Source organism: Arthrobacter sp. SLBN-53 (genome assembly GCF_006715585.1).
Classification (GTDB): Bacteria; Actinomycetota; Actinomycetes; order Mycobacteriales; family Mycobacteriaceae; genus Mycobacterium; species Mycobacterium neoaurum_A.
This window is the reverse complement of record NZ_VFNN01000001.1, coordinates 3,619,021-3,640,758: the sequence shown is the minus strand read 5'-3', so window position 1 is coordinate 3,640,758 and position 21,738 is coordinate 3,619,021. Positions and strand designations below refer to the sequence as shown.

The 21,738-nt window shown below is 67.5% G+C and carries 27 protein-coding genes and 1 pseudogene; 10 read left to right on the top strand and 18 right to left on the bottom strand.

Annotated features, from left to right (window positions below):
* Window positions 1-48: 48 nt before the first annotated feature.
* From FBY28_RS17505 to FBY28_RS17495, 3 genes are read left to right on the top strand one after another with little or no spacing between them, the layout of a single operon-like run.
* The gene (locus tag FBY28_RS17505) at window positions 49-1,428 is read left to right on the top strand and encodes a PucR family transcriptional regulator (RefSeq protein ID WP_141868684.1); all 1,380 of its coding nucleotides are present in this window, start codon (window positions 49-51) and stop codon (window positions 1,426-1,428) included.
* A gap of 46 nt (window positions 1,429-1,474) precedes the next feature.
* Window positions 1,475-1,852 carry a VOC family protein gene (locus FBY28_RS17500; RefSeq protein WP_286178193.1) on the top strand — a complete coding sequence of 126 codons (378 nt, stop codon included), beginning with the start codon at window positions 1,475-1,477 and terminating at the stop codon, window positions 1,850-1,852.
* Window positions 1,853-1,854: 2 nt separating this feature from the next.
* A complete protein-coding gene (locus FBY28_RS17495; protein WP_023985284.1) occupies window positions 1,855-2,427 on the top strand; it encodes a TetR/AcrR family transcriptional regulator in 573 nt (190 codons plus the stop codon).
* Between the two features lie 10 nt (window positions 2,428-2,437).
* On the opposite strand, the gene FBY28_RS17490 is transcribed toward FBY28_RS17495, so the two are convergent.
* From FBY28_RS17490 to FBY28_RS26425, 4 genes are read right to left on the bottom strand one after another with little or no spacing between them, the layout of a single operon-like run.
* The gene (locus tag FBY28_RS17490) at window positions 2,438-2,893 is read right to left on the bottom strand and encodes a DUF5078 domain-containing protein (protein WP_141868683.1); all 456 of its coding nucleotides are present in this window, start codon (window positions 2,891-2,893) and stop codon (window positions 2,438-2,440) included.
* 5 nt (window positions 2,894-2,898) lie between these two features.
* A complete protein-coding gene (locus FBY28_RS17485) occupies window positions 2,899-3,246 on the bottom strand; it encodes a DUF732 domain-containing protein (RefSeq protein ID WP_174241671.1) in 348 nt (115 codons plus the stop codon).
* Window positions 3,246-6,167 carry an MMPL/RND family transporter gene (locus FBY28_RS17480; protein WP_216847778.1) on the bottom strand — a complete coding sequence of 974 codons (2,922 nt, stop codon included), beginning with the start codon at window positions 6,165-6,167 and terminating at the stop codon, window positions 3,246-3,248. The genes FBY28_RS17485 and FBY28_RS17480 overlap by 1 nt, the downstream gene beginning before the upstream one ends.
* Window positions 6,164-6,592, bottom strand: a complete 429-nt coding sequence (locus tag FBY28_RS26425) for an MmpS family transport accessory protein (protein WP_023985281.1) — start codon at window positions 6,590-6,592, stop codon at window positions 6,164-6,166. The genes FBY28_RS17480 and FBY28_RS26425 overlap by 4 nt, the downstream gene beginning before the upstream one ends.
* A 135-nt stretch (window positions 6,593-6,727) precedes the next feature.
* On the opposite strand from FBY28_RS26425, the pseudogene FBY28_RS26420 reads away from it, so the two are divergent.
* Window positions 6,728-6,904 (top strand): annotated as a pseudogene (locus FBY28_RS26420) (TetR family transcriptional regulator); the annotation flags it as partial.
* Between the two features lie 424 nt (window positions 6,905-7,328).
* Here FBY28_RS26420 and FBY28_RS17465 read toward each other — a convergent pair.
* The 3 genes from FBY28_RS17465 to FBY28_RS17455 are packed head-to-tail and all read right to left on the bottom strand — an operon-like array spanning window position 7,329 to window position 9,217.
* On the bottom strand, window positions 7,329-7,640 hold the full coding sequence (locus FBY28_RS17465; RefSeq protein ID WP_019513862.1) for a DUF3349 domain-containing protein: 312 nt from the start codon (window positions 7,638-7,640) through the stop codon (window positions 7,329-7,331).
* Window positions 7,641-7,647: 7 nt separating this feature from the next.
* Entirely contained in the window at window positions 7,648-7,935 is a 288-nt protein-coding gene (locus FBY28_RS17460; RefSeq protein WP_141868681.1) for a hypothetical protein, read from the bottom strand.
* Window positions 7,936-7,972: 37 nt separating this feature from the next.
* A complete protein-coding gene (locus tag FBY28_RS17455; protein ID WP_141868680.1) occupies window positions 7,973-9,217 on the bottom strand; it encodes an inorganic phosphate transporter in 1,245 nt (414 codons plus the stop codon).
* 186 nt (window positions 9,218-9,403) lie between these two features.
* On the opposite strand from FBY28_RS17455, the gene FBY28_RS17450 reads away from it, so the two are divergent.
* Genes FBY28_RS17450 through FBY28_RS17440 form a run of 3 tightly spaced genes read left to right on the top strand, consistent with a single transcriptional unit; the run spans window position 9,404 to window position 11,494 of the window.
* On the top strand, window positions 9,404-9,736 hold the full coding sequence (locus FBY28_RS17450; protein ID WP_141870300.1) for a DUF3349 domain-containing protein: 333 nt from the start codon (window positions 9,404-9,406) through the stop codon (window positions 9,734-9,736).
* A complete protein-coding gene (gene menE, locus FBY28_RS17445; protein WP_286178504.1) occupies window positions 9,679-10,890 on the top strand; it encodes an o-succinylbenzoate--CoA ligase in 1,212 nt (403 codons plus the stop codon). Before FBY28_RS17450 ends, menE begins: the two co-directional genes overlap by 58 nt.
* Complete coding sequence (locus tag FBY28_RS17440) at window positions 10,868-11,494, top strand: pyridoxamine 5'-phosphate oxidase family protein (protein WP_141870299.1); 627 nt, start codon at window positions 10,868-10,870, stop codon at window positions 11,492-11,494. Before menE ends, FBY28_RS17440 begins: the two co-directional genes overlap by 23 nt.
* Here the strand turns inward: FBY28_RS17440 and FBY28_RS26085 are convergent.
* From FBY28_RS26085 to FBY28_RS17425, 4 genes are read right to left on the bottom strand one after another with little or no spacing between them, the layout of a single operon-like run.
* On the bottom strand, window positions 11,488-11,880 hold the full coding sequence (locus FBY28_RS26085) for a GNAT family N-acetyltransferase (RefSeq protein ID WP_286178185.1): 393 nt from the start codon (window positions 11,878-11,880) through the stop codon (window positions 11,488-11,490). The genes FBY28_RS17440 and FBY28_RS26085 overlap by 7 nt on opposite strands.
* Window positions 11,816-12,322, bottom strand: coding sequence for a hypothetical protein (locus tag FBY28_RS26080; RefSeq protein ID WP_216847775.1), 507 nt, complete (start codon window positions 12,320-12,322; stop codon window positions 11,816-11,818). Before FBY28_RS26080 ends, FBY28_RS26085 begins: the two co-directional genes overlap by 65 nt.
* A 14-nt stretch (window positions 12,323-12,336) precedes the next feature.
* Window positions 12,337-12,660: a branched-chain amino acid transport AzlD family protein gene (locus tag FBY28_RS17430; protein WP_141868679.1), complete on the bottom strand. Its 324-nt coding sequence runs from the start codon at window positions 12,658-12,660 to the stop codon at window positions 12,337-12,339.
* Complete coding sequence (locus FBY28_RS17425) at window positions 12,653-13,309, bottom strand: AzlC family ABC transporter permease (protein ID WP_141868678.1); 657 nt, start codon at window positions 13,307-13,309, stop codon at window positions 12,653-12,655. Before FBY28_RS17425 ends, FBY28_RS17430 begins: the two co-directional genes overlap by 8 nt.
* Before the next feature lie 44 nt (window positions 13,310-13,353).
* Between FBY28_RS17425 and phoU the strand changes: the two genes are divergently transcribed.
* A complete protein-coding gene (phoU, locus tag FBY28_RS17420; protein WP_141868677.1) occupies window positions 13,354-13,995 on the top strand; it encodes a phosphate signaling complex protein PhoU in 642 nt (213 codons plus the stop codon).
* Between the two features lie 178 nt (window positions 13,996-14,173).
* Window positions 14,174-14,890: a cutinase family protein gene (locus FBY28_RS17415; protein WP_141868676.1), complete on the top strand. Its 717-nt coding sequence runs from the start codon at window positions 14,174-14,176 to the stop codon at window positions 14,888-14,890.
* Here FBY28_RS17415 and FBY28_RS17410 read toward each other — a convergent pair.
* Both FBY28_RS17410 and FBY28_RS17405 read right to left on the bottom strand, forming a co-directional pair.
* Window positions 14,817-15,653, bottom strand: a complete 837-nt coding sequence (locus FBY28_RS17410; protein ID WP_174241670.1) for an adenylate/guanylate cyclase domain-containing protein — start codon at window positions 15,651-15,653, stop codon at window positions 14,817-14,819. The genes FBY28_RS17415 and FBY28_RS17410 overlap by 74 nt on opposite strands.
* A 26-nt stretch (window positions 15,654-15,679) precedes the next feature.
* Window positions 15,680-16,819 (bottom strand): nitronate monooxygenase, encoded by a 1,140-nt coding sequence (locus tag FBY28_RS17405; RefSeq protein WP_141868675.1) that lies wholly within the window; start codon window positions 16,817-16,819, stop codon window positions 15,680-15,682.
* A gap of 71 nt (window positions 16,820-16,890) precedes the next feature.
* Between FBY28_RS17405 and FBY28_RS17400 the strand changes: the two genes are divergently transcribed.
* On the top strand, window positions 16,891-18,246 hold the full coding sequence (locus tag FBY28_RS17400) for a hypothetical protein (protein ID WP_141868674.1): 1,356 nt from the start codon (window positions 16,891-16,893) through the stop codon (window positions 18,244-18,246).
* On the opposite strand, the gene FBY28_RS17395 is transcribed toward FBY28_RS17400, so the two are convergent.
* The 5 genes from FBY28_RS17395 to FBY28_RS17375 are packed head-to-tail and all read right to left on the bottom strand — an operon-like array spanning window position 18,172 to window position 21,701.
* Entirely contained in the window at window positions 18,172-18,636 is a 465-nt protein-coding gene (locus FBY28_RS17395; protein ID WP_141868673.1) for a hypothetical protein, read from the bottom strand. The two genes, FBY28_RS17400 and FBY28_RS17395, sit on opposite strands and share 75 nt — an antisense overlap.
* Entirely contained in the window at window positions 18,633-19,751 is a 1,119-nt protein-coding gene (locus FBY28_RS17390; protein WP_141868672.1) for a molybdopterin-dependent oxidoreductase, read from the bottom strand. The genes FBY28_RS17395 and FBY28_RS17390 overlap by 4 nt, the downstream gene beginning before the upstream one ends.
* Window positions 19,748-20,377, bottom strand: coding sequence for a class I SAM-dependent methyltransferase (locus FBY28_RS17385; protein WP_141868671.1), 630 nt, complete (start codon window positions 20,375-20,377; stop codon window positions 19,748-19,750). The genes FBY28_RS17390 and FBY28_RS17385 overlap by 4 nt, the downstream gene beginning before the upstream one ends.
* A gap of 2 nt (window positions 20,378-20,379) precedes the next feature.
* A complete protein-coding gene (locus FBY28_RS17380; RefSeq protein WP_141868670.1) occupies window positions 20,380-21,042 on the bottom strand; it encodes a TIGR04282 family arsenosugar biosynthesis glycosyltransferase in 663 nt (220 codons plus the stop codon).
* Window positions 21,039-21,701 carry a glycosyltransferase family 2 protein gene (locus FBY28_RS17375; RefSeq protein ID WP_141868669.1) on the bottom strand — a complete coding sequence of 221 codons (663 nt, stop codon included), beginning with the start codon at window positions 21,699-21,701 and terminating at the stop codon, window positions 21,039-21,041. Before FBY28_RS17375 ends, FBY28_RS17380 begins: the two co-directional genes overlap by 4 nt.
* Between the last annotated feature and the right edge of the window lie 37 nt (window positions 21,702-21,738).

Here is a 21,738-nt window from a genome sequence, read left to right as displayed (position 1 = left end):
GCACAACAAAACCGGGTGCGCAGATGACGACGACGTTACGATCGACCGATGGCAGGGTCCGGTCCCGACGACGAGTCGCGTGCGCCGACGTTCGCCGACCTGCTGGAACGCTCGGGACTCGGGCTGCACCGCATCGACACCGGGCCGGCCGCGAAAGACCGCCCGATCACCTGGTCGCACACCACCGAACTGCGCGACCCGTCGCGGTATCTGCGTGGTGGCGAGTTGGTCTGCACGGTCGGCATCAGCCTGCAGGCCCCCGCCGACAGTGCGGCCTTCGTCGCGTCGGTGCACGCCGCGGGGGCGGCGGGCATCTGTTTCGGGATCGGCGATGTGCATGATGGGGCGCCACAGGCCCTGATGGACGCGTGCCGCGACCACGGGTTGCCACTGTTGGTCGCACCGCCGGAGGTACCGTTCGCGACGGTCAGCCGCTACATCGCCGATTTCCGGTTCGGCGGTGCGGTCGCCACCGCCCGGGCCACCAACGCGCTTGTGCCCGAACTGCTTTCCTCACAGCGCCGCCGTGAGTCCAGTCGCGAGCTGCTGGACCGGGCCGGGCACGTGCTGGGCTGCTACTTCCTGCTGGAGCCCCCGGGAGCCCCGATCGAATCCGGCGCGGTGGCCGCGGCGGTCGACGGGATGGGCACGCTGGTGTGGGTCGGCCGCGGCGATCCTCCCGAGGCGGCGGTACTGGAGGTCATCGCCCGGTTCCTGGCCGCCTCACAGGGCGAGCGCGATATCGAGGCTGCGCTCTCCCGTGAACGCATCGGCCAGCTGCTCTCACTGGTCGAACGACGCATGCTGCTCCCCGACGCACTCCACCAACTGTTGGACTGGCCGGGACTGGCGGCCCAGGACATCGACTGCTCGGCCTGGCCCGCCGGTGCGGGAGCGTTGCTGTCGATGGCCTTCCCCGACGCCCTGGTCGCCGACGCCCCCGAGGTGTGTCTGGTGCTCAGCACGGGGACCCACAAGCCGATCGAGACTGCCTCCGAGCTGGCCATGCCCTCCGGACACGCGACGGCGGCACCCCTGAGCGAACTGGGCACGTCGATCAGCCAGGCCCGGGTCGCGCTGGATCTGGCCAGGCAGCGCGGCGGCAGCATCGGTCCCGACCAGCTGAGCACCTTCACCAGCCTGCTGGAGGGACTGCCGCCCAGTCGGCTCACCCCGTTCAAGACACAGTTGATCGACCCGCTGTTGGCACTCGATCGCGATCGTGGCACCCAACACATCCGCACTCTACGGGTGTTCCTGGCCGCGAACGGCTCGCTGATCGACACCGCGCGCGAGCTGTTCCTGCACACCAACACCGTGCGGCACCGGTTGTCCCGGATCCGTCAGATCACCGGGCGCAACCCGCTGGACTTCGAGGACCAGGCCGCGTTCACCATCGGGTTGCGGGCCGCCGACCGGGGTGCCTGAGGAGGGCCGTCGCTGCCGCCGGAACGGAGGATCGCGTGATAGACACATGGGTATGGAGATCCTGGCCAGCCGGATGCTGATGCGGCCGGCCGACTACCGGCGATCGGTGCAGTTCTACCGTGATCGCATCGGTCTGGCCGTCGCGCGCGAGTACACCGGCGGCACCGTGTTCTATGCCGGCCAATCGTTGATCGAACTGGCCGGCCACGGTGGGCCGTCGGCGGGCGGAAGCCTGTGGCTGCAGGTGCGCGATGTGTACGCCACCCAGGACGAATTGGCCGGCCGCGGCGTAGAGATCACCCGGGCCGCGGTCAGGGAGCCGTGGGGACTACACGAGATGCACGTCACCGACCCCGACGGTGTGACGCTGATCTTCGTCCAGGTCCCCGACGACCACCCGCTGCGCAGGGATACCCGGAGCTGACGGTGGCCAAATCGGTGTTGGGACGCGGCACGGCACGCACCCGGGTGCTGGAGGCCGCGCTGACGTTGTTCGGCGAACACGGTGTCAGCGGCACCACCCTGCAGATGATCGCCGACAGCATCGGAGTCGGTAAGGCCTCGGTGTACTACCAGTTCCACTCCAAGGAAGAGATCGTCGCCGCCGCGGCGCAACCGATGTTCGACGATATGGCCCGGGTGGTGACCATCGCCGAGGCCGTTGCCGATCCGCGTACCCGCCGCGAGATCGCGATCAGCGGTTTCATCGAGTTCAGCGTGCGCAACCGTCGGCTGGCCGCGGTGCTGGCGGGTGATCCGGTGCTGGAGAGCATGGTCGAGGCCCGCGAGGACCTCAGTGATCTCGTGGAGCGCTTCACCAATCTGTTGTTGGGCGGTGGGCACGGACCCGCGGGGCGGGTGGTCATCTCGATGGTCACCAACGGGGTCTACGCCGCGGTCACCGACAAGGCGCTCGAGGATGTCAGCGATGAGGATCTGCACCGCACGCTGCTGGCCGCCACCCAGCAGTTGCTGCGGGACCCTGCGTATTTCGACTGACGAGTCGCCCTCACCAGATCCAGACGCCGGGATCGGCCGGCGGGTAGCCGGCACACACCGCGGTCCCGTGCGCGACGACGCCCTTGTTGTTGAAGAACAGCTTGGCCCAGTTCGGCCAGTTCCAGGCCAGCTGCTCGTAGAAGGCGTTGGTGGCGGTGTCCTCGGAGTATTGCCGCCGTCCCGCATAGTCCATCGAGAAGAACCAGGTGATCCGATCACGGGCGGCCCGTTGCACTTCCGGGGATTTGTTGTTGTAGTCGGTCATATAGCGCTCGTAGTACACCGGATCGGTATCGCGTACCGCGGCCATGTACTGATCCACCGTGCAGGTGGTCTTGAGCATGCTGCTCGGGATCGGATATTCGTCGGTGGCGTCGGCGGCCGCCACCCCGGGAGCCACCCCGGCAGCCAACGTCACCACGGCGGCTGCGGCGAGCCCGGCCAGCGCACATCTGTTGCGGGACATGCTGTTCACACCCCCGCCTGGCCGGCCTGCGTCAACAGGTGCGTCAGCTCGGGGCAGTAGGCCGGGATACCGGCACCGACGAACTGCCAGGCCTGCTCGGTGCTGGACCCGGTCTGTAGTTGGTCATGCACGAACTCGGCCGAGGCGAACACGTCGGCATCCACGCCACGATGCAGGCGCTTGCACATGATCTTGGCGATCCAGGCGTTGAAATCCTTCTGCCCGTAGATGCCGTAGCTGTGCAACTGATCGGCGAAGGCCTCGTCGCGGTCGGCCTGGGCGACCGGCGCGGCGGCGAACGCCGCCACCACGGCACCGGCGGCCAACATCGAGGCGATCCGTGAATTCCTCATCACACCAACACATCCTGGGGTCGTCGTTGAATGGGTGGCCACGCCTGCGGCTTGGGACGCTGACGCACCTGCTGCGGCCACCAGAACCACCTGCCCATCAGCGCGGCGATCGAGGGTGTCATGAACGACCGGATCACCAGGGTGTCGAACAACAGGCCCAGACCGATCGTGGTGCCCACCTGGCCCATGATGGTCAGATCGCTGACCGCCATCACCATCATCGTGAACGCGAACACCATTCCGGCCGCGGTGACCGTCGAGCCGCTGCCTCCCATCGCCCGGATCATGCCGGTGTGCAACCCGGCATGGATCTCCTCCTTGAGCCGCGACACCACCAGCAGGTTGTAGTCCGCGCCGACGGCCAACAGGATGATCACCGCCATCGGCAACACCATCCAGTGCAGCTCGATACCGAGCAGGTGTTGCCACAGCAGCACCGACACGCCGAAAGACGCACCGAGGGAAAGCACCACGGTCCCCACGATGACGGCCGCGGCCACGATGGCCCTGGTGAGCAGCAGCATGATCAGGAAGATCAGGCAGATGGCCGCGATACCGGCGATCAGCAGGTCATAGCGGGTGCCGTCGGCCATGTCCTTGAACGTCGACGCGGTGCCACCCAGATAGATCGTCGACCCTTCCAGCGGGGTGCCCTTGATCGCATTCTTGGCCGCGGTCTTGATCGGTTCGATCTTCTCGATCCCCTCGGCCGACATCGGGTCGCCCTCATGATTGATCATGAACCGCACCGCGTGCCCGTCCGGGGACAGGAACTGCTCCAAACCCTTTGCGAAATCCGGGTTGTCGAACGCCTCGGCGGGCAGATAGAACGAATCGTCGTTCATGGCGTCGTTGAATGCCTTGCCCATCTCGGTCGAGGTCTCGCTCATGATGCGCTGCTGCTCCTGCATACCCGCCTGGGTCTGCTGCATGGTCAGCATCATTTCCTTCATGTTGACCATCGTCTGCTTCATCTCGGGCATGATCGCGATCATCTGCGGCATCAGTTCGTTGAGCCGATGCATCTGCGGCATCATGTCGTTCATGTTCGCGGTCATCACGTCGATGCCGTCGAGCACGTCGAAGACCGACCGGATGGACCAGCACATCGGGATGTTGAAACAGTGTGGTTCCCAATAGAAATAGTTGCGCATCGGCCGGAAGAAGTCGTCGAAGTTGGCGATGCTGTCCCGCATGTCTTCGAGATCACCGACCATGACGTCCATCGAGGACACCATCTTGGATGTGGTGTCGGCCATCTGCTCGGTGATGGCCTGCATCTTGTCCATGCTGGCGATGGTCCGGTCCATGTCGGCAACCTGATTGGTCATATCGGCGGTGCGATCTTGGTTGTACTTCTCGTTCAACCGCTGCAGGGTGCTGTTCTGACTGATCATGTACGGGATCGAGGTGTTCTCGATCGGCGTGCCGTCGGGCCGGGTGATGGTCTGCACGCGCCCGATTCCGTCGACCTGGAAGATGGCCTTCGCGATCTTTTCGATCACCAGGAAGTCCGCGGGATTCCGTAGATCCCGGTCACTTTCGATCATCAGGATCTCCGGGTTCAACCGGGCCGGTGAGAAGTGCCGTTCGGCGGCGGCGTAACCCTCGTTGGAGCTGATGTCATCCGGCAGATAGAGACGGTCGTTGTAACTGGTCTTGTAGCCGGGCAGTGCCAGCAGGCCGATCAGCGAAACCGCGATGGTGGTGATCAGGATCGGTCCGGGCCAACGGACCACGGCGGCACCGACCTTGCGCCAACCCCGCACACGGGTGGCGCGCTTGGGATCCAGGAAACGTCCGCCGACGGTGATCATCGCGGGACCGAAGGTCATGGCCGTGACGATCAACACCAGCATGCCGACGGCCAGCGGCACTCCGAGGGTCTGGAAGTACGGCAGTCGGGTGAAGCTCAGACAGAACGTGGCACCGGCGATGGTCAGACCGGAGCCGACGATCACATGGGCGGTGCCGCCGAACATGGTGTAGTACGCCTGCTCGCGATCCTCACCGGCGCTGCGCGCCTCCTGATACCGGCCGATGAGGAAGATCGCGTAGTCGACCGAGATCGCGATGGCCAATGTGACCAGCAGGCCGGTGGCGAACGTCGAGAGCCCGATGATCTCGTAGTACCCGAGCGCGGCGACCGCGCCCCGCACCGTCAGCAGGCTCACGGCGACCATCACGATCATCAGCACCATCGTCATGACGGAGCGGAAGATGATGAGCAGCATGACAATGATGACCAAGAAGGTCAGCGCCTCGATGAGGCGCATGCTGCCGTGGCTGGCCTCGGTCTGCTCGGCCGTCATGGCCGCCGATCCGGTGACGAACACCTGCACACCGTCGGGCGGCGGCATGCCCTCGACGATGTTCTTGACGGCCTCGATGGACTCCAACGACTTTGCCTCGCCCTGGTTTCCGGCCAGGTTCGCCGAGACGTAGACGGCCTTACCGTCACCGCTCTGCACGCCGGTCGCGGTCAGCGGGTCGCTCCAGAGATCCTGGACATGCTCGACATGGGACGTGTCGGCCTCCAGCTTGGCGATCAGCTCCGAGTAGTACCGCCGGGTGTCCGCACCGAGCGGCTGCTGCCCCTCCAGCACGATCATCACCGAGCTGTTGGATTCGTACTCCTGGAACACCTTTCCGATGTGCTCGGTGGCGATGACCGCGGGCGCTTCCTTGGGGCTCATCGACACCGAACGCATCTCGCCGACCGCTTCCAGCTGCGGTACCGCGACGTTCAGGAAGACGGCAACGGCGATCCAGCCGAGGATGAACGGTACCGCCAGCTTGCGGAACACCCGGGCGACGCGGCCGAAATGTGCTGTCTGATGCGGTGATTGCACCACGATGGGCCCGGTGGGCGCGTCGCCGCCGTATCTTATAGGCGGCTCGCCGCCGTATCCCCCGCTCATGCGGACTTCACGATGCAGAAGGTCTGGACATTGGTACCGGAGACGGTGCGCTCGTCCTTGAGCTCACCGTCGACGAGCACGCGGCAACCCAGGAAGCTCGTCTTGCCCTGCGCCACGATGTTGGCCGCCGCTGAGGGCTCGGTGGTCTGCAGGGTGACCGACCACGGCAGGACCGCGCCGTCCACCCGTTGCGGTTCACCGGCGAGGTCGACGTAGTTCACGTCCACCGCTGCACCTTCCGGACCGAAGATTTCATAGGTCACCACTTTCGGATCGAACGGCTCGGGGTCGTTGGCGAAGTTCACCGGTGTCACTAGTGGAGGGTCGGAGGCGAACACTCCGCGTATCCGGTCCACCGAAAAGCCACCGATTCCGACGACCACGACGACCACCAGCGGTAACCACACCCGTTTGAGCAGCTGCATTCTCCCGACGTCCTTCCGCAGTGCCGACCAACACATGGGCCGATGACGCACCTCGGCCATCGGACTCACACAAGTTATACAGTTGGCCAACTTGAAGCAAGCCGAGCGGCTAATTGAGGAATGACTCATGCTTGAATGAGAACAAGTCGAACGGCATACCTCGAAGGGGGCCAGATGCTCGGCGGACGCACCACCGCGCGCGGACACGTCACTCGGACCGCGCGTGAGCGCGTCATCGATGCCGCCGTCGAATTGTTCGCCGAGCACGGCGTTCAGGGCACGTCCCTGCGCATGATCGCCGATCGCCTCGGCGTCGCCAAAGGCGCGGTGTACTACCAGTTCCGGTCGAAGGACGATATCGTCTTGGCCCTGCTGACACCGCTGTTCGATGCCATCGCCGGGGTCGTCGAAGACGCCGAGGCGCAACCGTCACCGCAGAGCCGTCGCGATACCGCGATCCGCGGCCTGGTCGACGTGGCCGTCGACCAACGGCGCGCCACATGCCTGTTCCGGGGTGACCCGGTCGTCGACGAACTGGTCACCCGGCATGGCGAGCTACAGATACTCGCGGACAGGATGCGGGCCCTGCTGTCTGGTACCGAACCCACCGACATACAACGAGTCGCGCTGTCAGTGGCCTGCGCCGGACTCTACTTCTGTACGACCGACCCGAGATTGCGGGACATCCCGGCGCCCCATCTCCGCGAGATACTGCTGCGGGGCTTCCGTGCGTCTGTCAGCGGGCCGGAGCCGGCGCCAGCGGCCAGCCCACCGAGGCCAGCCGCGAGGCAACCTGATGCATCTCTTCGGGATTCGGTTCCTTGTCGGTGACGAGCTGAATGGCTCCACTGATCTCGGCCTCGGTCACCGGGCTGATCCCGTCGCTGGAGCGCAGCACCGACTTGGCCGCCGCCACGACCTCGTCTTCGCTCAGCGAGCGCTTGAGCAGCGCCAGCAGCGCGAAGTAGTCGGTCGGTGGGACACCCTCGGGATAACCCTGGTGCAGCCAGTTCAGCACGTTGTCGAGGACGTTCTTGTTTTCCGTCATCGCAGTCTCACTTCTTCGGCAGGAACGGGAACAGGTCGATTCCGGTGTGATGGATGATCGTCGCCCTGGTGATCCACAGCACCGCGGTGAGGATCACCCAACCGACGAAGACGAACAGTCCGATACCGAGGAACTTGAACGCCGGGTTCGGCGCCGCGGCTGTCGTATCGCCACCGGCAGCACCGTCGGCACCGCGCGAGTAGGCCACCAGACCTAGCGCGAAGACCGCGGGCAGACCCGCACCGAGCACCAGTCCGACACCGAGCACCTTGAGGATGCTCTCCAGGTAAGACATGTGAAATCCTTTGAGTCAGTGAACTATCGGGACCGGCTCAGACCGATGCGGTGGGCTTGGCGACGGCGGCGTCCCGCACATCCGCCGGGATGACCGAGTTGGTCGAGTCGTCCCAGTCGGCGTTGACGTTGCTGTGGTCGACCTTCTGCTGCTGGGCGCGCCACCACATGTAGCTCGAGAGCGCGACCAGGATCGCGAAGATGAGCCCGTCGCCCATCAGTGCCGAACCGGTCAGCGTCTTGACCCCGTGGGACAACCAGTAGGACAACGCGCCGACCAGGCCGGCAGCGGGCAGCGTGATCAGCCAGGCCACCGCCATCCGGCCGGCCACCGCCCACCGCACCTCCGCGCCGGGCTTGCCGACACCGCTGCCCAGGATCGAACCGGTGGCGACGTGGGTGGTCGACAGCGCCATCCCCGCCGCGCTCGAGCTCAAGATGATGGCGGCCGAGGAGGCCTCGGCGGCAAAACCCTGCGGGGACTCGATCTCGACGAGGCCCTTGCCGAGCGTGCGGATGACCCGCCAGCCGCCGAGGTAGGTACCCAGGCCGATGGCCACCGCGCAGCTGAAGATGATCCAGAACGGCAGACCCTGTTCCTTCACGTCCCCGGTCAGATGGCCGGTGGTGATGAGCGCCAGCGCGATGACGCCCATCGTCTTCTGCGCGTCGTTGGTGCCATGCGAGAGCGCGACCAGTGAGGCCGTGGCGATCTGCCCCCAGCGGAAGCCGTCCTTGCGCCGCTTCTCGGCGACGTTGCGGGTGAGTCGGTAGACCAGCCAGGTGCCGCAGCCGGCGACCAGGCAGGCGATCGCGGGGGCGGCGACGGCCGGGATGAGCACCTTCTGGGTGACGCCCGACCAGTTGACCCCGGCCAGCCCGAGCGCGGCAAGGCCGGCACCGATCAGTCCGCCGAAGAGCGCGTGCGACGAGCTGGAGGGGATGCCGAACAGCCAGGTCAGCAAGTTCCACAGGATGCCGCCGATCAAGCCGGCGAAGATGATCGTCAGACCGGTCGAGGCATCGATACCGGGGAGCAGCTGGCCGGACTTGCTGTCCTGGACCTTGAGCACCGAGGTGGTGACGGTGACCGCGACCTCCACCGACAGGAACGCGCCGACCAGGTTCAGCACACCGGCCAGCAGGACCGCGGTCTTGGGCTTGAGCGCGCCGGTGGCGATGGAGGTGGCCATGGCATTACCGGTGTCGTGAAAGCCGTTGGTGAAGTCGAATGCCAGTGCCGTGGCAATCAATAGCACCAGGATGATCAGCTCTGCGCTCATGGCCTTAATCCTGAGACATCCCTCAGCATTTCGCGTAATTACGGGCAACTTGCCCATCACCGCTGAGCTGGGATTTCAGCTGTTTCGGTGACCCTGTTCACCAAACGTTCATCTGGACGCCGCGTCCCGTTCCGACTCACGGGCCGACGCAGCGGATTCCGCTGCCATCTGGCAGGCTTCGGATGCGTGAACGGTTTCCTGGCGCGCATCGCCGCCTGGCTGACCGCCGGCTACCCGGAAGGGGTACCGGGGCCCGACCGTGTCCCGTTGATGGCGCTGCTGACCCGCCGGCTGACCAACGAGGAAGCCGAGGCCGTCGCCCGGGATCTGATGAACCGCGCCGACCTCGACGGTGCGCCCGTCGATCACATCGACCTCAAGGTGATGATCACCGAGATCACCGACGAACTGCCCCGCGCCGAGGACATCGAACGGGTGCGACGCCGGTTGGCCAGGCAGGGCTGGCCGCTCGACGATCCGCGCCCGCCCGAGCCCGAGGACCCGCCATCGCCGTCCTGACCCCGCTGCCCGTCGGCACCGGTGCCGCGGCGACGACGATCCTGCCGGAGCTGGAGGCCGCGCTGCACGGGGCCGCGGCGCGACTGCCGGTGCCGGCAGACGATGCCCGCCAACGTGACCTGCTGACCTCCGCGCTGCGCGCGGGAGAGCCCATCGCCGACGATATTTCGGTCGTGGTGTCGACATCGGGTACCACCGGCACGCCCAAGGGTGCCCAGCTCTCGGCAGCCGCGCTGATCGCCGGGGCGACCGCCACCCATGACCGGCTCGGCGGCGCCGGAAATTGGTTGCTCGCCCTGCCCGCCTATCACGTGGCGGGGCTGCAGGTGCTGGTCCGCAGCATCGTCGCGGGCGGCGGTGTCGTGGCCCTGCCCGCGAGCTTCACCCCGGCCGACCTGGTCGCCGCGGTGCCCCGGATGGGTCAGGGACGCCGATACACCTCGCTGGTGGCCAACCAGCTGGACAAGGCACTGGCCGATCCGGCTGCCACCGCGGCACTGGCCGAACTCGATGCCGTGCTGATCGGCGGCGGCCCGCTGCCTGCCGGGATACGCGAACGTGCCGCCGTCGCCGGGATACCGGTCGTGCGCACCTACGGCATGAGCGAGACCGCCGGCGGCTGCGTCTACGACGGGCTGCCGCTGGACGGTGTGCGGATCCGGCTCGACGACGGCCGGGTCGTACTCGGCGGACCGGTGGTGGCCTCGGGATACCGCAATCCGGTGACACCCGATCCGTTCGCCGAGCCGGGCTGGTTCCGCACCGACGATATCGGTGCCCTCGACGAAGCCGGGACGCTGAGCATCCTGGGCCGCATAGACGATGCGGTGAGCACCGGCGGCCTCACCGTGCTGCCGCAGCTGGTGGAGAATGCGCTGGCCACCCACCCCGCCGTCGCCGAGTGCGCGGTCTTCGGGGTGCCCGACGAGCGGCTCGGCCAGCGCGTCGTCGCTGCGATCGTGCTGGCACCGGGCCAGGGCACACCGGGCATCGATGCGGTACGCACCCACGTCGGGAGGACGCTGCCCCCGACGGCCGCGCCGCGCGAGCTGCACATCGTCGACGCCCTGCCCCGGCGCGGTATCGGCAAGCTCGATCGGCGCGCCCTGATCGAACGTTTCGGCGGGCATGATGGAGCGGGTGAGCGCAACTGAGGTGACCACCGTCGAGCAACTCCGAGCGATCGTCGGACATCCACACCAGGCGGTGGCCGACAAGGTGTCGGGCGCGCTGGCCGATGTGCACCGGGTCTGGCTGCAGAACTCGCCGCTGTGCTTCGTGGCGACCACCGATGCCGACGGCCGCGTCGATGTCTCGCCCAAGGGTGATCCGCCCGGATTCGTGCACATCATCGACGACTCGACGATCGCCATTCCCGAGCGCCCCGGCAACAAACGGGTCGACGGCTATCTCAACGTCCTGCAGAACCCGCACGTGGGCACGCTGTTCGTGATCCCCGGCCGCGGTGACACCGTCCGGGTCAACGGCACGGGCCGAATCATCTCCGACGCCGACTATTTCGATGCGCTTGCGGTGCAGGGAAAGCGACCGATCCTGGCCCTGGAGATCGCGGTCGAGGAGGTGTTCTTCCACTGCGCGAAGGCGTTTCTGCGTTCGGATGCCTGGAAGCCCGAGACCTGGAACCCGGAGTCGGTGCCCAGCACCGCGCAACTGGCCAAGTCCTTCAAGGCCGAACAGTCACTTGCCGAGCTGGAGGCCTATTACAGCGAGGAGAACTACCGCAAGCAGCTCTACTGATCGGGCGCGCGCACCAGGATGGCCCTGGTGTAGAGCAGGTGAAAACCGCTGCGCTGCACGTTCTGCTGAGATGTCGAGCCCGGCGAGGTGGTGACCACCGCGATATCGGCACCCGCGGCGGCGGCATCGCGCAGCCGGACCGCCAGCAACGCGGTCTGGATTCCACGGCGCCGGTACGCCGGTGCGGTCGCGGCTCCGGTCAGTTGCGCCACCCCAGCGGTGATGCGCAGGCTGCCACCCCCAACGACCCGCCCGTCGCGCACCGCGACATAGGCGGCGACACCCGCGGTGGTGAAATCCCTTTGCGCACGCTCGATCACGTCACGGCCGAACTCCTCCGGGCCGGGCACCCCCGCACCATCGGGATGAGCGAACCCGTCGGCCATCACGTCCACCCAGGCGTCGATCTCCTCCGCGAGCGCCGGCCGGATCTCCATCCCGTGCGGAATCGCCTGTGTGACACCATCGGGGGGCCCGGCCCAGCACATCCTCGAATGCCAGCACGCGGTAACCGCGACCGGCGAGCAACGCCAGGATCTCCGGATCGGCCAGGTTGCTCAGTTCGACCACCGTGGGCGCGCCGCGCTCGCTGTTGGCCTGTTCGACCGCGCCCAGCTCGGCGCCTGCGGGCACCCCCGCGAAACCCAGGCCGGCCACCTTGTTGAAGGGTGCGTCCGGTTCACCGTAGGCGGCGACCCCGCCTGCCACCGGTATCACGAAACCGTCGGTGCCGCGCCGCATGGCCTCGGCCACCGCGGCGCTGATCAGTGCGGCCTCGGCATGTTCGATGCGCCGGGCCAAATCGATGCCACAGAACAGGACGCTCACGGCGCCACACTCTGTCAGGACAGCGACATCAGCGCCACATAAATAACGGTGCCTGCGAAGATGGACAGCAGCGCGTGCCGCCGCCACAGCTGCAGACCCACCGTCACAAGGATCGCGATCAGCAGCCAGAGTTGTTGACGCCCAGCGGCTTCCGGGGCGTCGCGCACGGTGTAGATGGCCAGCATCATCATCACACCCAGCGGCATGTGCAGGCTCAGATACCGCACGACGGCGCTGTGGCGCATGGGTGCCAGGGCGGCGAACGGCAGCGCCCGCAGCGCCCAGGTGAGCGCGGCGGCCACCCCGACCAGCAGCGCGATATACGCGGCGTCAGGCACGGGTCATCCTCATTCGCGCCACCAGCAGCACGGTGAATGCGGCGAACGCCCACAGCAGCATCTGTTGCGGCGCCACCAGCCAGGCGCCGACCGCACAGACAATCGCGGCCAGCGCGGTGCCGCGGTCCGGGTGTTGCCGGTACGCCTCGATGGCCAGGACGATGAACAGCGCGGTCAGCGCGAACTCGAGCCCGCTGAGCCGATCGATCGGCAGCGCCGACCCGAGCAGGCCACCGAGGCCCGCCGACAGGGTCCAGGTGAGGTGCAGACCGCACTGCATGCCCAGGATCTGCCGGGAGGTCCAGGTGGCGGCCGCCGGGCTGACCGCGACGGCGAACGCCTCATCGGAGAGCACGTAGGTGCTGTACGCCTTGCCAGGGAGACCGCGCACCCGGTGCAGCGGGAAGGACAGCGCATAGAACACGTGCCTCGAGTTGACGATCAGCGTCGTCAACGCCACCACGGCCACCGGGGCCGCGGTGGCGGCCAGTCCCACCATCAGGAACTCCAACGATCCGGCATAGATCACCGCAGCGAAGACCGGGGCCCACCACCACGCCAGGCCGGCGTGTACCACCAGGAATCCAAGCGCCGCTCCCAACGGCAGGAATGCCAGCCCGATCGGGGCCGCCACACGCAAGACCGACATCGGATCAGTTTGGCAGCTCATCATCGTGGGTACCCCGGACGATCATGCGGACCGCATTCATCGCACAGATCGATCGGCTGACAGCCGATCTGGGTGAGATGTGTGCGCTGGCCGCCGTCACCGCGGTCGATGCCACAGCCGCCGTTGTGCACGCAGATGTCGACGCCGCACCCCGGGTACGTGCCACCTTGCACCGGCTCGATCAGCTGAACAGGCGTATCGACAGGAGTGCGTTCGCCCTGCTCGCCCTGCACGCGCCGGTGGCGCACGACCTGCGGGTGGTGATGTCGGCATTCTCCATCGCCGCGAACGCCGACCGGATGGGTGCGCTGGCGGCGAACATCGCCAAGACCGGTCCCGCCCCGGAAACGGCGCGCGACCTGTTCGCCGAGATGGGCGGGCAGGCCGTCACGCTGGCCGAAACCGCCCGCCGGGCCGTGCTCGGCGATGACGCCGCCGAGGCCGAGCGCCTGCTGCGCGACGACGCCGTGATGAACGACCTGCACCGTGAACTGCTCACCACCGTCTTGACAGATAGCTGGCCACACGGTGTGCAGTCCGCCTCCGATGTCGCATTACTCGGTCGGTTCTACGAGCGGTTCGCCGACAACGCCGTCGAGATCGCGCGCAAGGTGATCTTCCAGGCCAGCGGCGAGGCACCGCTGGCCGATCCCGCACTGCACTGAGATCCCGCACTGCACTGATCTGCGCCAGATCTGCGCTTCAGAGGTGTGTCCCGAACCACCGCCGCCGCGCGTGTCGGTGCCCACAAAAAACTGTCACGGATGTTAATAGAGTGATTTTTGTGAATAATGGGAACTCATGATGTGCCGGTAGAGGGCCGGCGCCACCCCGAGGAGAGAAATGGCCGCGCGACTCCCGACCATGCTCGCCACCGCCGGACTGGCGCTCACGTTGCTCCTCAGTCCGGCCACCGCCGCCACCGCAGCGGCCGCCCCCGAGTGTTCCGACGTCGAGGTGGTGTTCGCCCGCGGTACCGACGAACCGGCCGGTATCGGCAAGGTCGGCAAGGCGTTCGTCGACTCGCTGCGCCCCATGCTCAAGGGCAAAACCATCACCACATACGCCGTGAAATACCCCGCCAGCTGGGACTTCATGAAGGCGGCAGTGGGCGCCAACGATATGAGCAAGCGGGTCCAGACCATCGTCGCGCAATGCCCGGACACCAAGATCGTGCTGGGCGGCTACTCCCAGGGCGCCGCCGTGGTCGACGTTGTCGCGACCGCCCCGATCGCCGGACTCGGCTACACCGCGCCGCTGCCCGCGGCCGCAGTCCCGCACATCACCTCGATCGTGGTGTTCGGCAACCCGTCGGCGCGGATCGGCAATCCGCTGACCCGCATGAGCACGATCTTCGGCGCCCGCACGGCCGATCTGTGCGCCCCGGCGGATCCGGTCTGCTCACTGGGCAGGGACTGGGACGCTCACGTCCAGTATCCGGAGTCGGGCCTGGTCAAACTGGGTGCCGAATGGACCGCCAAGCTCGTCAAAGCGGCGAAGCCGGCAACTCGGCAAGCGGAAGCAGCGGATACAGCGAGTGCGTCCCGCGCAGCCCCTTGAGTTCGGTCTCCCGCGGTGACCCGAGCGCGATATCGTCCAGATCGCCGACCGCGGCGGCCACCGGTTCGCTGACCAGGATCTCGCCGCCGTCGGCCTGACCGGCGACCCGGGCCGCCATCGCCACATCGAGTCCGAACAGATCGTCGCCGCGCCGTACCGAGGTGCCCATGTGCACACCGATGCGCACTCGGATGGACTCCCAGCGCGACGCGTCGGCCAGCGCCTCCTGGATGTCGGCGGCACACCGCACGGCGTTCTCCGGGTCGGCGAAGGCGATCATGAAACCGTCGCCCTGATTCTTCACGACGTGCCCGCCGTGCTTGGCGACCCGCGATTCGACCAGCTTGTTGTGCTTACCGAGCAGCCGGACCCACGCCCTGTCCCCCATCGCCGCGTTGGCCTCGGTGGAGCCCTCGATATCGGAGAAGACGATGACGACCCGGCCATCCGCGGTGAGGCGGGCCAGATCCGGCCGCTCCACCCTCGCCCATCCGGCCAGATCCTCGATCGAGTTGCGCACGGTGGCGCCCAACCCCTTGGTGATGATCATGTCCGCCGTCTGGAACACCGTCTTGATGGCCATCGGCGCCACCCCGCGCCGCCTGCGACGGCGCCGCCCCTCCTGCTCGGCCAGCAGTTCGGCCAGCTGTGCGCGTGCCCTGCCGAGTTGACGGCGGGTCACCAGGAACAGCACCAGGAAGGTGATCAGCGCCGCGCCGAGCAGTGCGACGACCACCAGCAGGACGATCTCGGTTGGCGGCACGCCTCGATTATCGCCCGTCGTCGCCGTCAGTCGGGTAGCGAGCCGCTGAGCCGTTCGGTGGCGGCCAGATAATCCTCGATGAACTCCAACACCACATCGCGGGCGGGCTTGACCTTGGTCATCAGGCCCACTCCCTGGCCGACGAAATACGTCGACAGCGCCCGCGCACCCTCGTGCCCCTGATCGGCCATGGCATCGATGCGCCGCAGCACCGGCTCGGAGAGCATGTTCTGCAACGGCAGCGGCAGCGGCTGCTGCCCACCCGGGTTGGGCGCCCAGGCATCGGTCCAGTCCGAGCGCAGCTGCCGCGAGGGCTTACCGGTGCGACCGGCCGAGCGCACGGTGTCGCGCGAGCTGGCGGCCAGCATCTTGGTGACGGTGTGGGGTTCGGTCTCGGCTTCCTCGGTGGTCAGCCATACCGAGCCGGTCCACGCGCCGACGGCCCCCAGCGCGACGGCCGCGGCCATCTGCCTGCCGGTGACGATGCCGCCCGCGGCCAGGACCGGGGTCGAACTGCCGATCTCGGCCAACGCGTCGAGCACCTCGGGCACGACCACCAGCGTGCTCACCTCACCGCAGTGCCCACCCGCCTCGGTGCCCTGCGCCACGATCAGGTCCACACCGGCGGCGGCCTGCTTGACGGCATGCTCTTTGGCGCCGACGAGCGCGGCGACCGGAATCCCGCGCTCACGGCCGGCCTCGATCATGTAATCCGGCGGCACCCCGAGCGCGTTGGCCATCATCTTGATCGGATGGCTCATCGCCACCTCGAGGAGCTCGGCACCGTTACCGCCGGACAGCACGGGCTTGCCGGTGCGCACCCGAGGGTCGGGTTCGATGCCGTGGTCGGCGAGCAGCTTGTTGACGAACTCGCGGTAGCTCTGCGGGATGCGCGAGGCCAGATCGTCGCTGGACAACGTCTCGCCTTTGCCCTCGAACTTGGCGGGCACGATGATGTCGATGCCGTAGGGCTTGCCGTTGACGTGCTCGTCGATCCAGGTGAGTTCCTGGTCCAGCCGCTCCGGTGAGTACGCGGCACCGCCCAGGACGCCGAACCCGCCGGCATTGCTGACCGCCGCGACGACATCGCGGCAGTGGCTGAAGGCGAACAGCGGAAAGTCGATGCCATAGGCGGCGCAGAAGTCCGACGTGGATGTGGGTGCCATCCGCCCATTATGGACACGTGTCAAGTTTGTTCGGCACCGGGTACCACCGCGAGCGCCCATAGTGTGGAGCCATGCGCATCGGCCGACGCGAACTCGTGGCGTTGACCATCGGAGTGATCGTGCTGGTCGCGGCCTTCGTGGTCCCGCACCTGGATCTCGACACCATCACACCGCTGATCAACAGCACACCCGAGCGGATCCGCGATTTCGCGCAGACCGCCCCGATCTTCGGATGGTGGGATCCGCACGTCGGGTGGGGATCCATCGGCGCCGTGCTGATCGGTGCGGCCGCGGTGCTGTGGGGCCCGACGGTGGCCGCGCGCCTGCCCTGGCGGGCGCTGGTGGCCGCGGCGTGGGGCACCTCGGCGCTGTGGGCGTTCTCGCTGGCCATGATCGACGGCTGGGAGCGCGGCTTCGCAGGCCGGCTGACCGCACGCCACGAATATCTGCGCCAGGTGCCGAGCATCACCGACATTCCCGAGGCGCTGCGCACCTTCTCCGCCAGAATCCTTGATTATCAACCGGATTCGTGGATAACCCATGTCTCCGGCCACCCGCCCGGCGCACTACTGACCTTCGTCTGGTTGGACCGCATCGGGCTGGGTGGCGGGGCCTGGGCCGGAATGCTCTGTCTGCTGGCCGGATCGAGCACCGCGGCGGCCATCCTGATCGCCCTGCGCGCCGTCGCCGACGAATCGGTGGCCCGCCGGGCCGCACCGTTCGTGGCGGTGGCGCCGACGGCGATCTGGATCGCGGTATCGGCCGACGGGTACTTCGCCGGGGTCGCGGCCTGGGGTATCGCGCTGCTGGCGCTGGCGGTGCACGGCACGACGCGGCGGCCGGTGCCGACGGCGGCCGCGGCGGGACTGCTGCTGGGCTGGGGCATCTTCCTGAACTACGGACTGGGGCTGATGGCAGTGCCTGCGGTCGCGGTGCTGATCACCGCGCGCAGCGCGCGGGCGGCGCTGCGCACCCTTGGGGTGGCCGTGTTCACCGCGCTGGTGGTGGTCGCGGCGTTCTATGCCACCGGTTTCTGGTGGTTCGACGGTTATCTCCTGGTCCAGGAGCGGTACTGGCAGGGCATCGCCAACGACCGCCCGTTCCAGTACTGGGGCTGGGCGAACTTCGCGTCGACGATCTGCGCCATCGGACTCGGCAGCGTGGCGGGCCTCGGTCGGGTCCTCGACATCAAGGCACTGCGCAGCCGATCTGGGGTGCACGTGCTGCTGACCGGCGCGTTGCTGTCCATCGTGCTGGCCGATCTGAGCATGCTGAGCAAGGCCGAGACCGAACGCATCTGGCTGCCGTTCACGGTGTGGTTGACCGCGGCCGCCGCACTGCTCCCGGTCCGCTCACACCGGTGGTGGTTGGGGCTCAACATCATCGGCGCGCTGGCGATCAATCACCTGATCTTCACGAACTGGTAGCCGCCGCAACAGGTGAGATGCCGGAACGCACAACCACACCACCGCAAGGGCCGCCCACAGCCCCAGCGGATAGTTGCGATCGAGCACGCTCGGATTGTCCGGCCGTAGACCAGGGCGGTCGTACACCGGGATCGCCAAAACCATCAGCACCACACTGCACAGCCCCGCCACCGCGACCGGTGACTGCCATGCCTTCGGGATCACCCGGCGCCCGACCCAGCCCGCCGCCACACACAGCGGTGCGAACACCAGGTCATGGATGGCCACACCCACCACCGCCCAGATGAGGATGCGGGAGATGACTGCGGGCGGGTTGTCGGACAACAGCACGACCCCGTATCCCGCCACGACGACACCGGTCAGGACGAGGGTGACGCGGATGAGCGTCATCGCAGGACCTCGATGCGTGACAACCATTTGGTCTGCAGCACTCCCGGCCTGCTCGCCGCGATCAGCCGGCACGGGTAACCGTGGTCGAGGTTCAGCGTCTCACCGTTGATCTGGAGCGCAACGAGCGTCCGGGCGTCTCGCACGTGCCGTGCCGGCAGCACGGTCCGCGAGTACGGTCCCGGAGGCTCCAGCGACACCATCCGAACATCGGAATCGGCGTCCGCACCAACGGCGGCCAACAGTTCGGCCAACACCACACCGCTCCACTGCGCGCCGGCGCTCCATCCCTCCACACAGGCGATGGGCAGGTGCTGGGTCGTCTGGGGCATGGCCCGCAACTCGTCGAGGGTGAAGTCCCTGGCCCGGGAGCCGTCGACCACGGTCAATCGGTAGTCCGAGGCCCGGGCGGTCGTGACCACACCGGCTGCCAGCGCGGTTCGATTGACCGGAACTCCTTGTGGCCCTTCACCGGAACGCGGCGCGAGCACCGAAACCCGCCGCAGCAGCGGGACGGTCTGACCGACCGTCGCGACAGTGGCGACCGCCACGGCCAACCAGGTGCCGCGCAGTACGGTCCGCCGGCTCGGTCCGGTGCGTGCGTGCCCGGTCTGCCCGTACTGGTCGACGGATTCCCCGAGTACCCGGCGGATGACGGGCAGCTTCACCGCCAGGTGCACCAGCACCGCACCGGCAGCCACATAGGCCATCGCATAATGTGCCGGCGGGAAGTAGAACCCGAAGATGTACCACTGTGCGATGTTCAGCAGCCCTGTGCTCAGCTCGAACAGGATGGCCGCCACGAGCACCAGGATGGATCCACGCTCCAGCAGCCGGACCGGTACGCCCAGTCTCCCGCGGCTCCTACTGCGCTCGAACAGCTTGGGCCACACCGACCACAGCTTGACCACCACCAGCGGGATCGCCGCGATACCGCAGGCGACATGCAGTCCCTGGGTGAACCGGTACAGCCACACCGGGGCCGCAGGCCAGCCGAACCACGGTTGCGGATGTGCGATGGCGTGGCTGAGCAGGCCCGTCACGAAACACACCGCCACCACGATCCCCAACGCGATGCCGACCCGTGCGGTCACGGCGACATCGCGCCCGCCGGTCACCTCGTCACCAGCCTCGCGATCACCCGATCACCGATGGGATGCACGGTGCGCAAGGTGAACCCGACATCGGCACCGATGCGCGCCGCACAATCCAGACCCACCGATGCCCATTTGAACCACGGACCGATATCGAATGCCGATTCCAGTCGCACCCAGCGGGAGGTGACCCCGGAGGTCGTCGGATCGAATTCGACGAGACACTCGCCGCGGGCCCGCAGCATCTCCCCGGCACGGCGCAACACTCGCCACGGATCACCGCCGAGGCCGATGTTGCCGTCGGCGAGCAGGGCGGTGTGCCAACGGCCCACGCCCGGTAACGGGCCGAACATGTCCCGGCACAACGCGGTGACTCCACTGCTGCGCGCCAATTCGACCGCTGTAGAGGACTTGTCGACACCGAGGGCGGGCAGGCCGCGCTGCATGAGTCCGACGAGCAGACGGCCCGGCCCGCAGCCGAGATCGATGGTGGGGCCGGAACACAATCCCACGATGGCCTGATCGAAGACCTGATCGGTCTGCCCACCCACCATCCAATGCTGCACCGGCAGTTGGGTGAGTTCACCGTCTTCGTCGCGGATCCAACATCGCCGGCCGTCCAACGCCTCGTCGTAGAGCTGTCCGTGCATCTTCAGACTCCCGCCATCCGGGTCGCCTCGGCGAATCGTCCGCCCGCGGCGCACACGGCCCGCACCCGGTCGATATCGGCGATCGTGTCGACATCGGACAGCTGGGTGGCCAGCGTCACCTCGAGCCCCTCGGCGTGCAGCGCAGCCAGCGTCAACGCGCCCGTATCCGGTTGCGACATCGGAACATCGCGCAGGCAACGCGCCATGCCTGCGTCGCGCACGCCCAGCGCCCACCAGCCGCCGTCCTCGGCCATCCCGAGCACGGCATCGGAGGATTGCAGGGCGGTGACGCACTCGGCGAGCAGGTCGGCACTGACCTGCGGGGTGTCCATCCCGATCTGCACGATCGGCGAACCGGGCGCCGCCGCATCGTGATGGGCGTGCACCAGCCGCTCGGCGAAATCGCCTCCGCGCTGGTCGATCACGGTGAAATCGAGCAACCTGCGCCTGATCTCGTCGCGGCGACTGGCCCGCGCGAGGTCGCCGGTCATCGCGACCACACGGCGTCGTCCCGGTAACGCAGCCACCGCGTCGAGGGTGTCCAGCAAGGCGGCCGCGGCGATGTCGGCGGCCGCCTGCGCGCCCACGTCCGCGGCCAATCGCGTCTTGGCCAAACCGGGAACAGGAGCCTTGGCCACCACCAGAACGGTGGCGGGCGGACTCACATCGCCCGCCAGAAGTCAAGTGCGGCAACGGCACTGCCTCGAACCGACCCACTTACCTTGGACTTTCCGCCGGTGCGCGGGCCGTAGCCGACATCACGTTCGACCACCTGCCAATCCGCCTGCGCGGCGCGGACCAGCAGCTCAAGGGGATAGCCCGAGCGCCGATCGGTGACCCCGAGGCCGAGCAGGGCATCGCGGCGGGCGACCCGCATCGGCGCGATATCGTGCACCGGCAGCCCGTAGCGGTGCCGCAGCCGCCAGCACACCGCGGCGGTACCGAGCCGCGCGTGCCAGGGCCACCGGAGACCGGGTGCTGCGCGGCGACGGCCGATCGCCAGATCCGCGCCACGGTCGAGTTCGGCGACCAGCGCGGGCAATTCCCGCGGATCGAGCGAACCGTCACCGTCGAGGACCGCGACGATCGGGGTGGTGGCCGCCAGCACGCCGGCATGCACGGCCGACCCATATCCCGGGCGCTGCTCGGTCACCACCATCGCGCCGTGTGCCCGGGCGACCTCCGCAGTGCCATCGGTGCTGTTGTTGTCGACCACCAACGCCGTATACCCATTAGGTGTGGCCGCCAACACTCCCGGCAACGACTGCGCTTCGTTCAAGCAGGGCAGCACCACGGTCACCAGAGAGTCGCCGGCATCGGTCATACCCCGACGTTAGGCGCGCGGTCGCCGTCGCACCAGG

Coding starts and splice junctions, on each gene's coding strand:
- FBY28_RS17490 (WP_141868683.1), bottom strand. CDS start 2,893: ATGTCCCGCAACAGATGTGCGCTGGCCGGGCTCGCCGCAGCCGCCGTG.
- FBY28_RS17460 (WP_141868681.1), bottom strand. CDS start 7,935: ATGTCTTACCTGGAGAGCATCCTCAAGGTGCTCGGTGTCGGACTGGTG.
- FBY28_RS17440 (WP_141870299.1), top strand. CDS start 10,868: ATGGAGCGGGTGAGCGCAACTGAGGTGACCACCGTCGAGCAACTCCGA.
- FBY28_RS17465 (WP_019513862.1), bottom strand. CDS start 7,640: ATGACGGAAAACAAGAACGTCCTCGACAACGTGCTGAACTGGCTGCAC.
- FBY28_RS17385 (WP_141868671.1), bottom strand. CDS start 20,377: ATGCACGGACAGCTCTACGACGAGGCGTTGGACGGCCGGCGATGTTGG.
- FBY28_RS26425 (WP_023985281.1), bottom strand. CDS start 6,592: ATGCAGCTGCTCAAACGGGTGTGGTTACCGCTGGTGGTCGTCGTGGTC.
- FBY28_RS17505 (WP_141868684.1), top strand. CDS start 49: ATGGCAGGGTCCGGTCCCGACGACGAGTCGCGTGCGCCGACGTTCGCC.
- FBY28_RS17415 (WP_141868676.1), top strand. CDS start 14,174: ATGGCCGCGCGACTCCCGACCATGCTCGCCACCGCCGGACTGGCGCTC.
- FBY28_RS17480 (WP_216847778.1), bottom strand. CDS start 6,167: ATGAGCGGGGGATACGGCGGCGAGCCGCCTATAAGATACGGCGGCGAC.
- FBY28_RS17500 (WP_286178193.1), top strand. CDS start 1,475: ATGGGTATGGAGATCCTGGCCAGCCGGATGCTGATGCGGCCGGCCGAC.
- FBY28_RS17455 (WP_141868680.1), bottom strand. CDS start 9,217: ATGAGCGCAGAGCTGATCATCCTGGTGCTATTGATTGCCACGGCACTG.
- FBY28_RS17375 (WP_141868669.1), bottom strand. CDS start 21,701: ATGACCGATGCCGGCGACTCTCTGGTGACCGTGGTGCTGCCCTGCTTG.
- FBY28_RS17425 (WP_141868678.1), bottom strand. CDS start 13,309: ATGTCGGTCTTGCGTGTGGCGGCCCCGATCGGGCTGGCATTCCTGCCG.
- FBY28_RS17485 (WP_174241671.1), bottom strand. CDS start 3,246: ATGAGGAATTCACGGATCGCCTCGATGTTGGCCGCCGGTGCCGTGGTG.
- phoU (WP_141868677.1), top strand. CDS start 13,354: ATGCGGACCGCATTCATCGCACAGATCGATCGGCTGACAGCCGATCTG.
- FBY28_RS17395 (WP_141868673.1), bottom strand. CDS start 18,636: ATGACGCTCATCCGCGTCACCCTCGTCCTGACCGGTGTCGTCGTGGCG.
- FBY28_RS17405 (WP_141868675.1), bottom strand. CDS start 16,819: ATGGCACCCACATCCACGTCGGACTTCTGCGCCGCCTATGGCATCGAC.
- FBY28_RS17400 (WP_141868674.1), top strand. CDS start 16,891: ATGCGCATCGGCCGACGCGAACTCGTGGCGTTGACCATCGGAGTGATC.
- FBY28_RS26085 (WP_286178185.1), bottom strand. CDS start 11,880: ATGGCCGACGGGTTCGCTCATCCCGATGGTGCGGGGGTGCCCGGCCCG.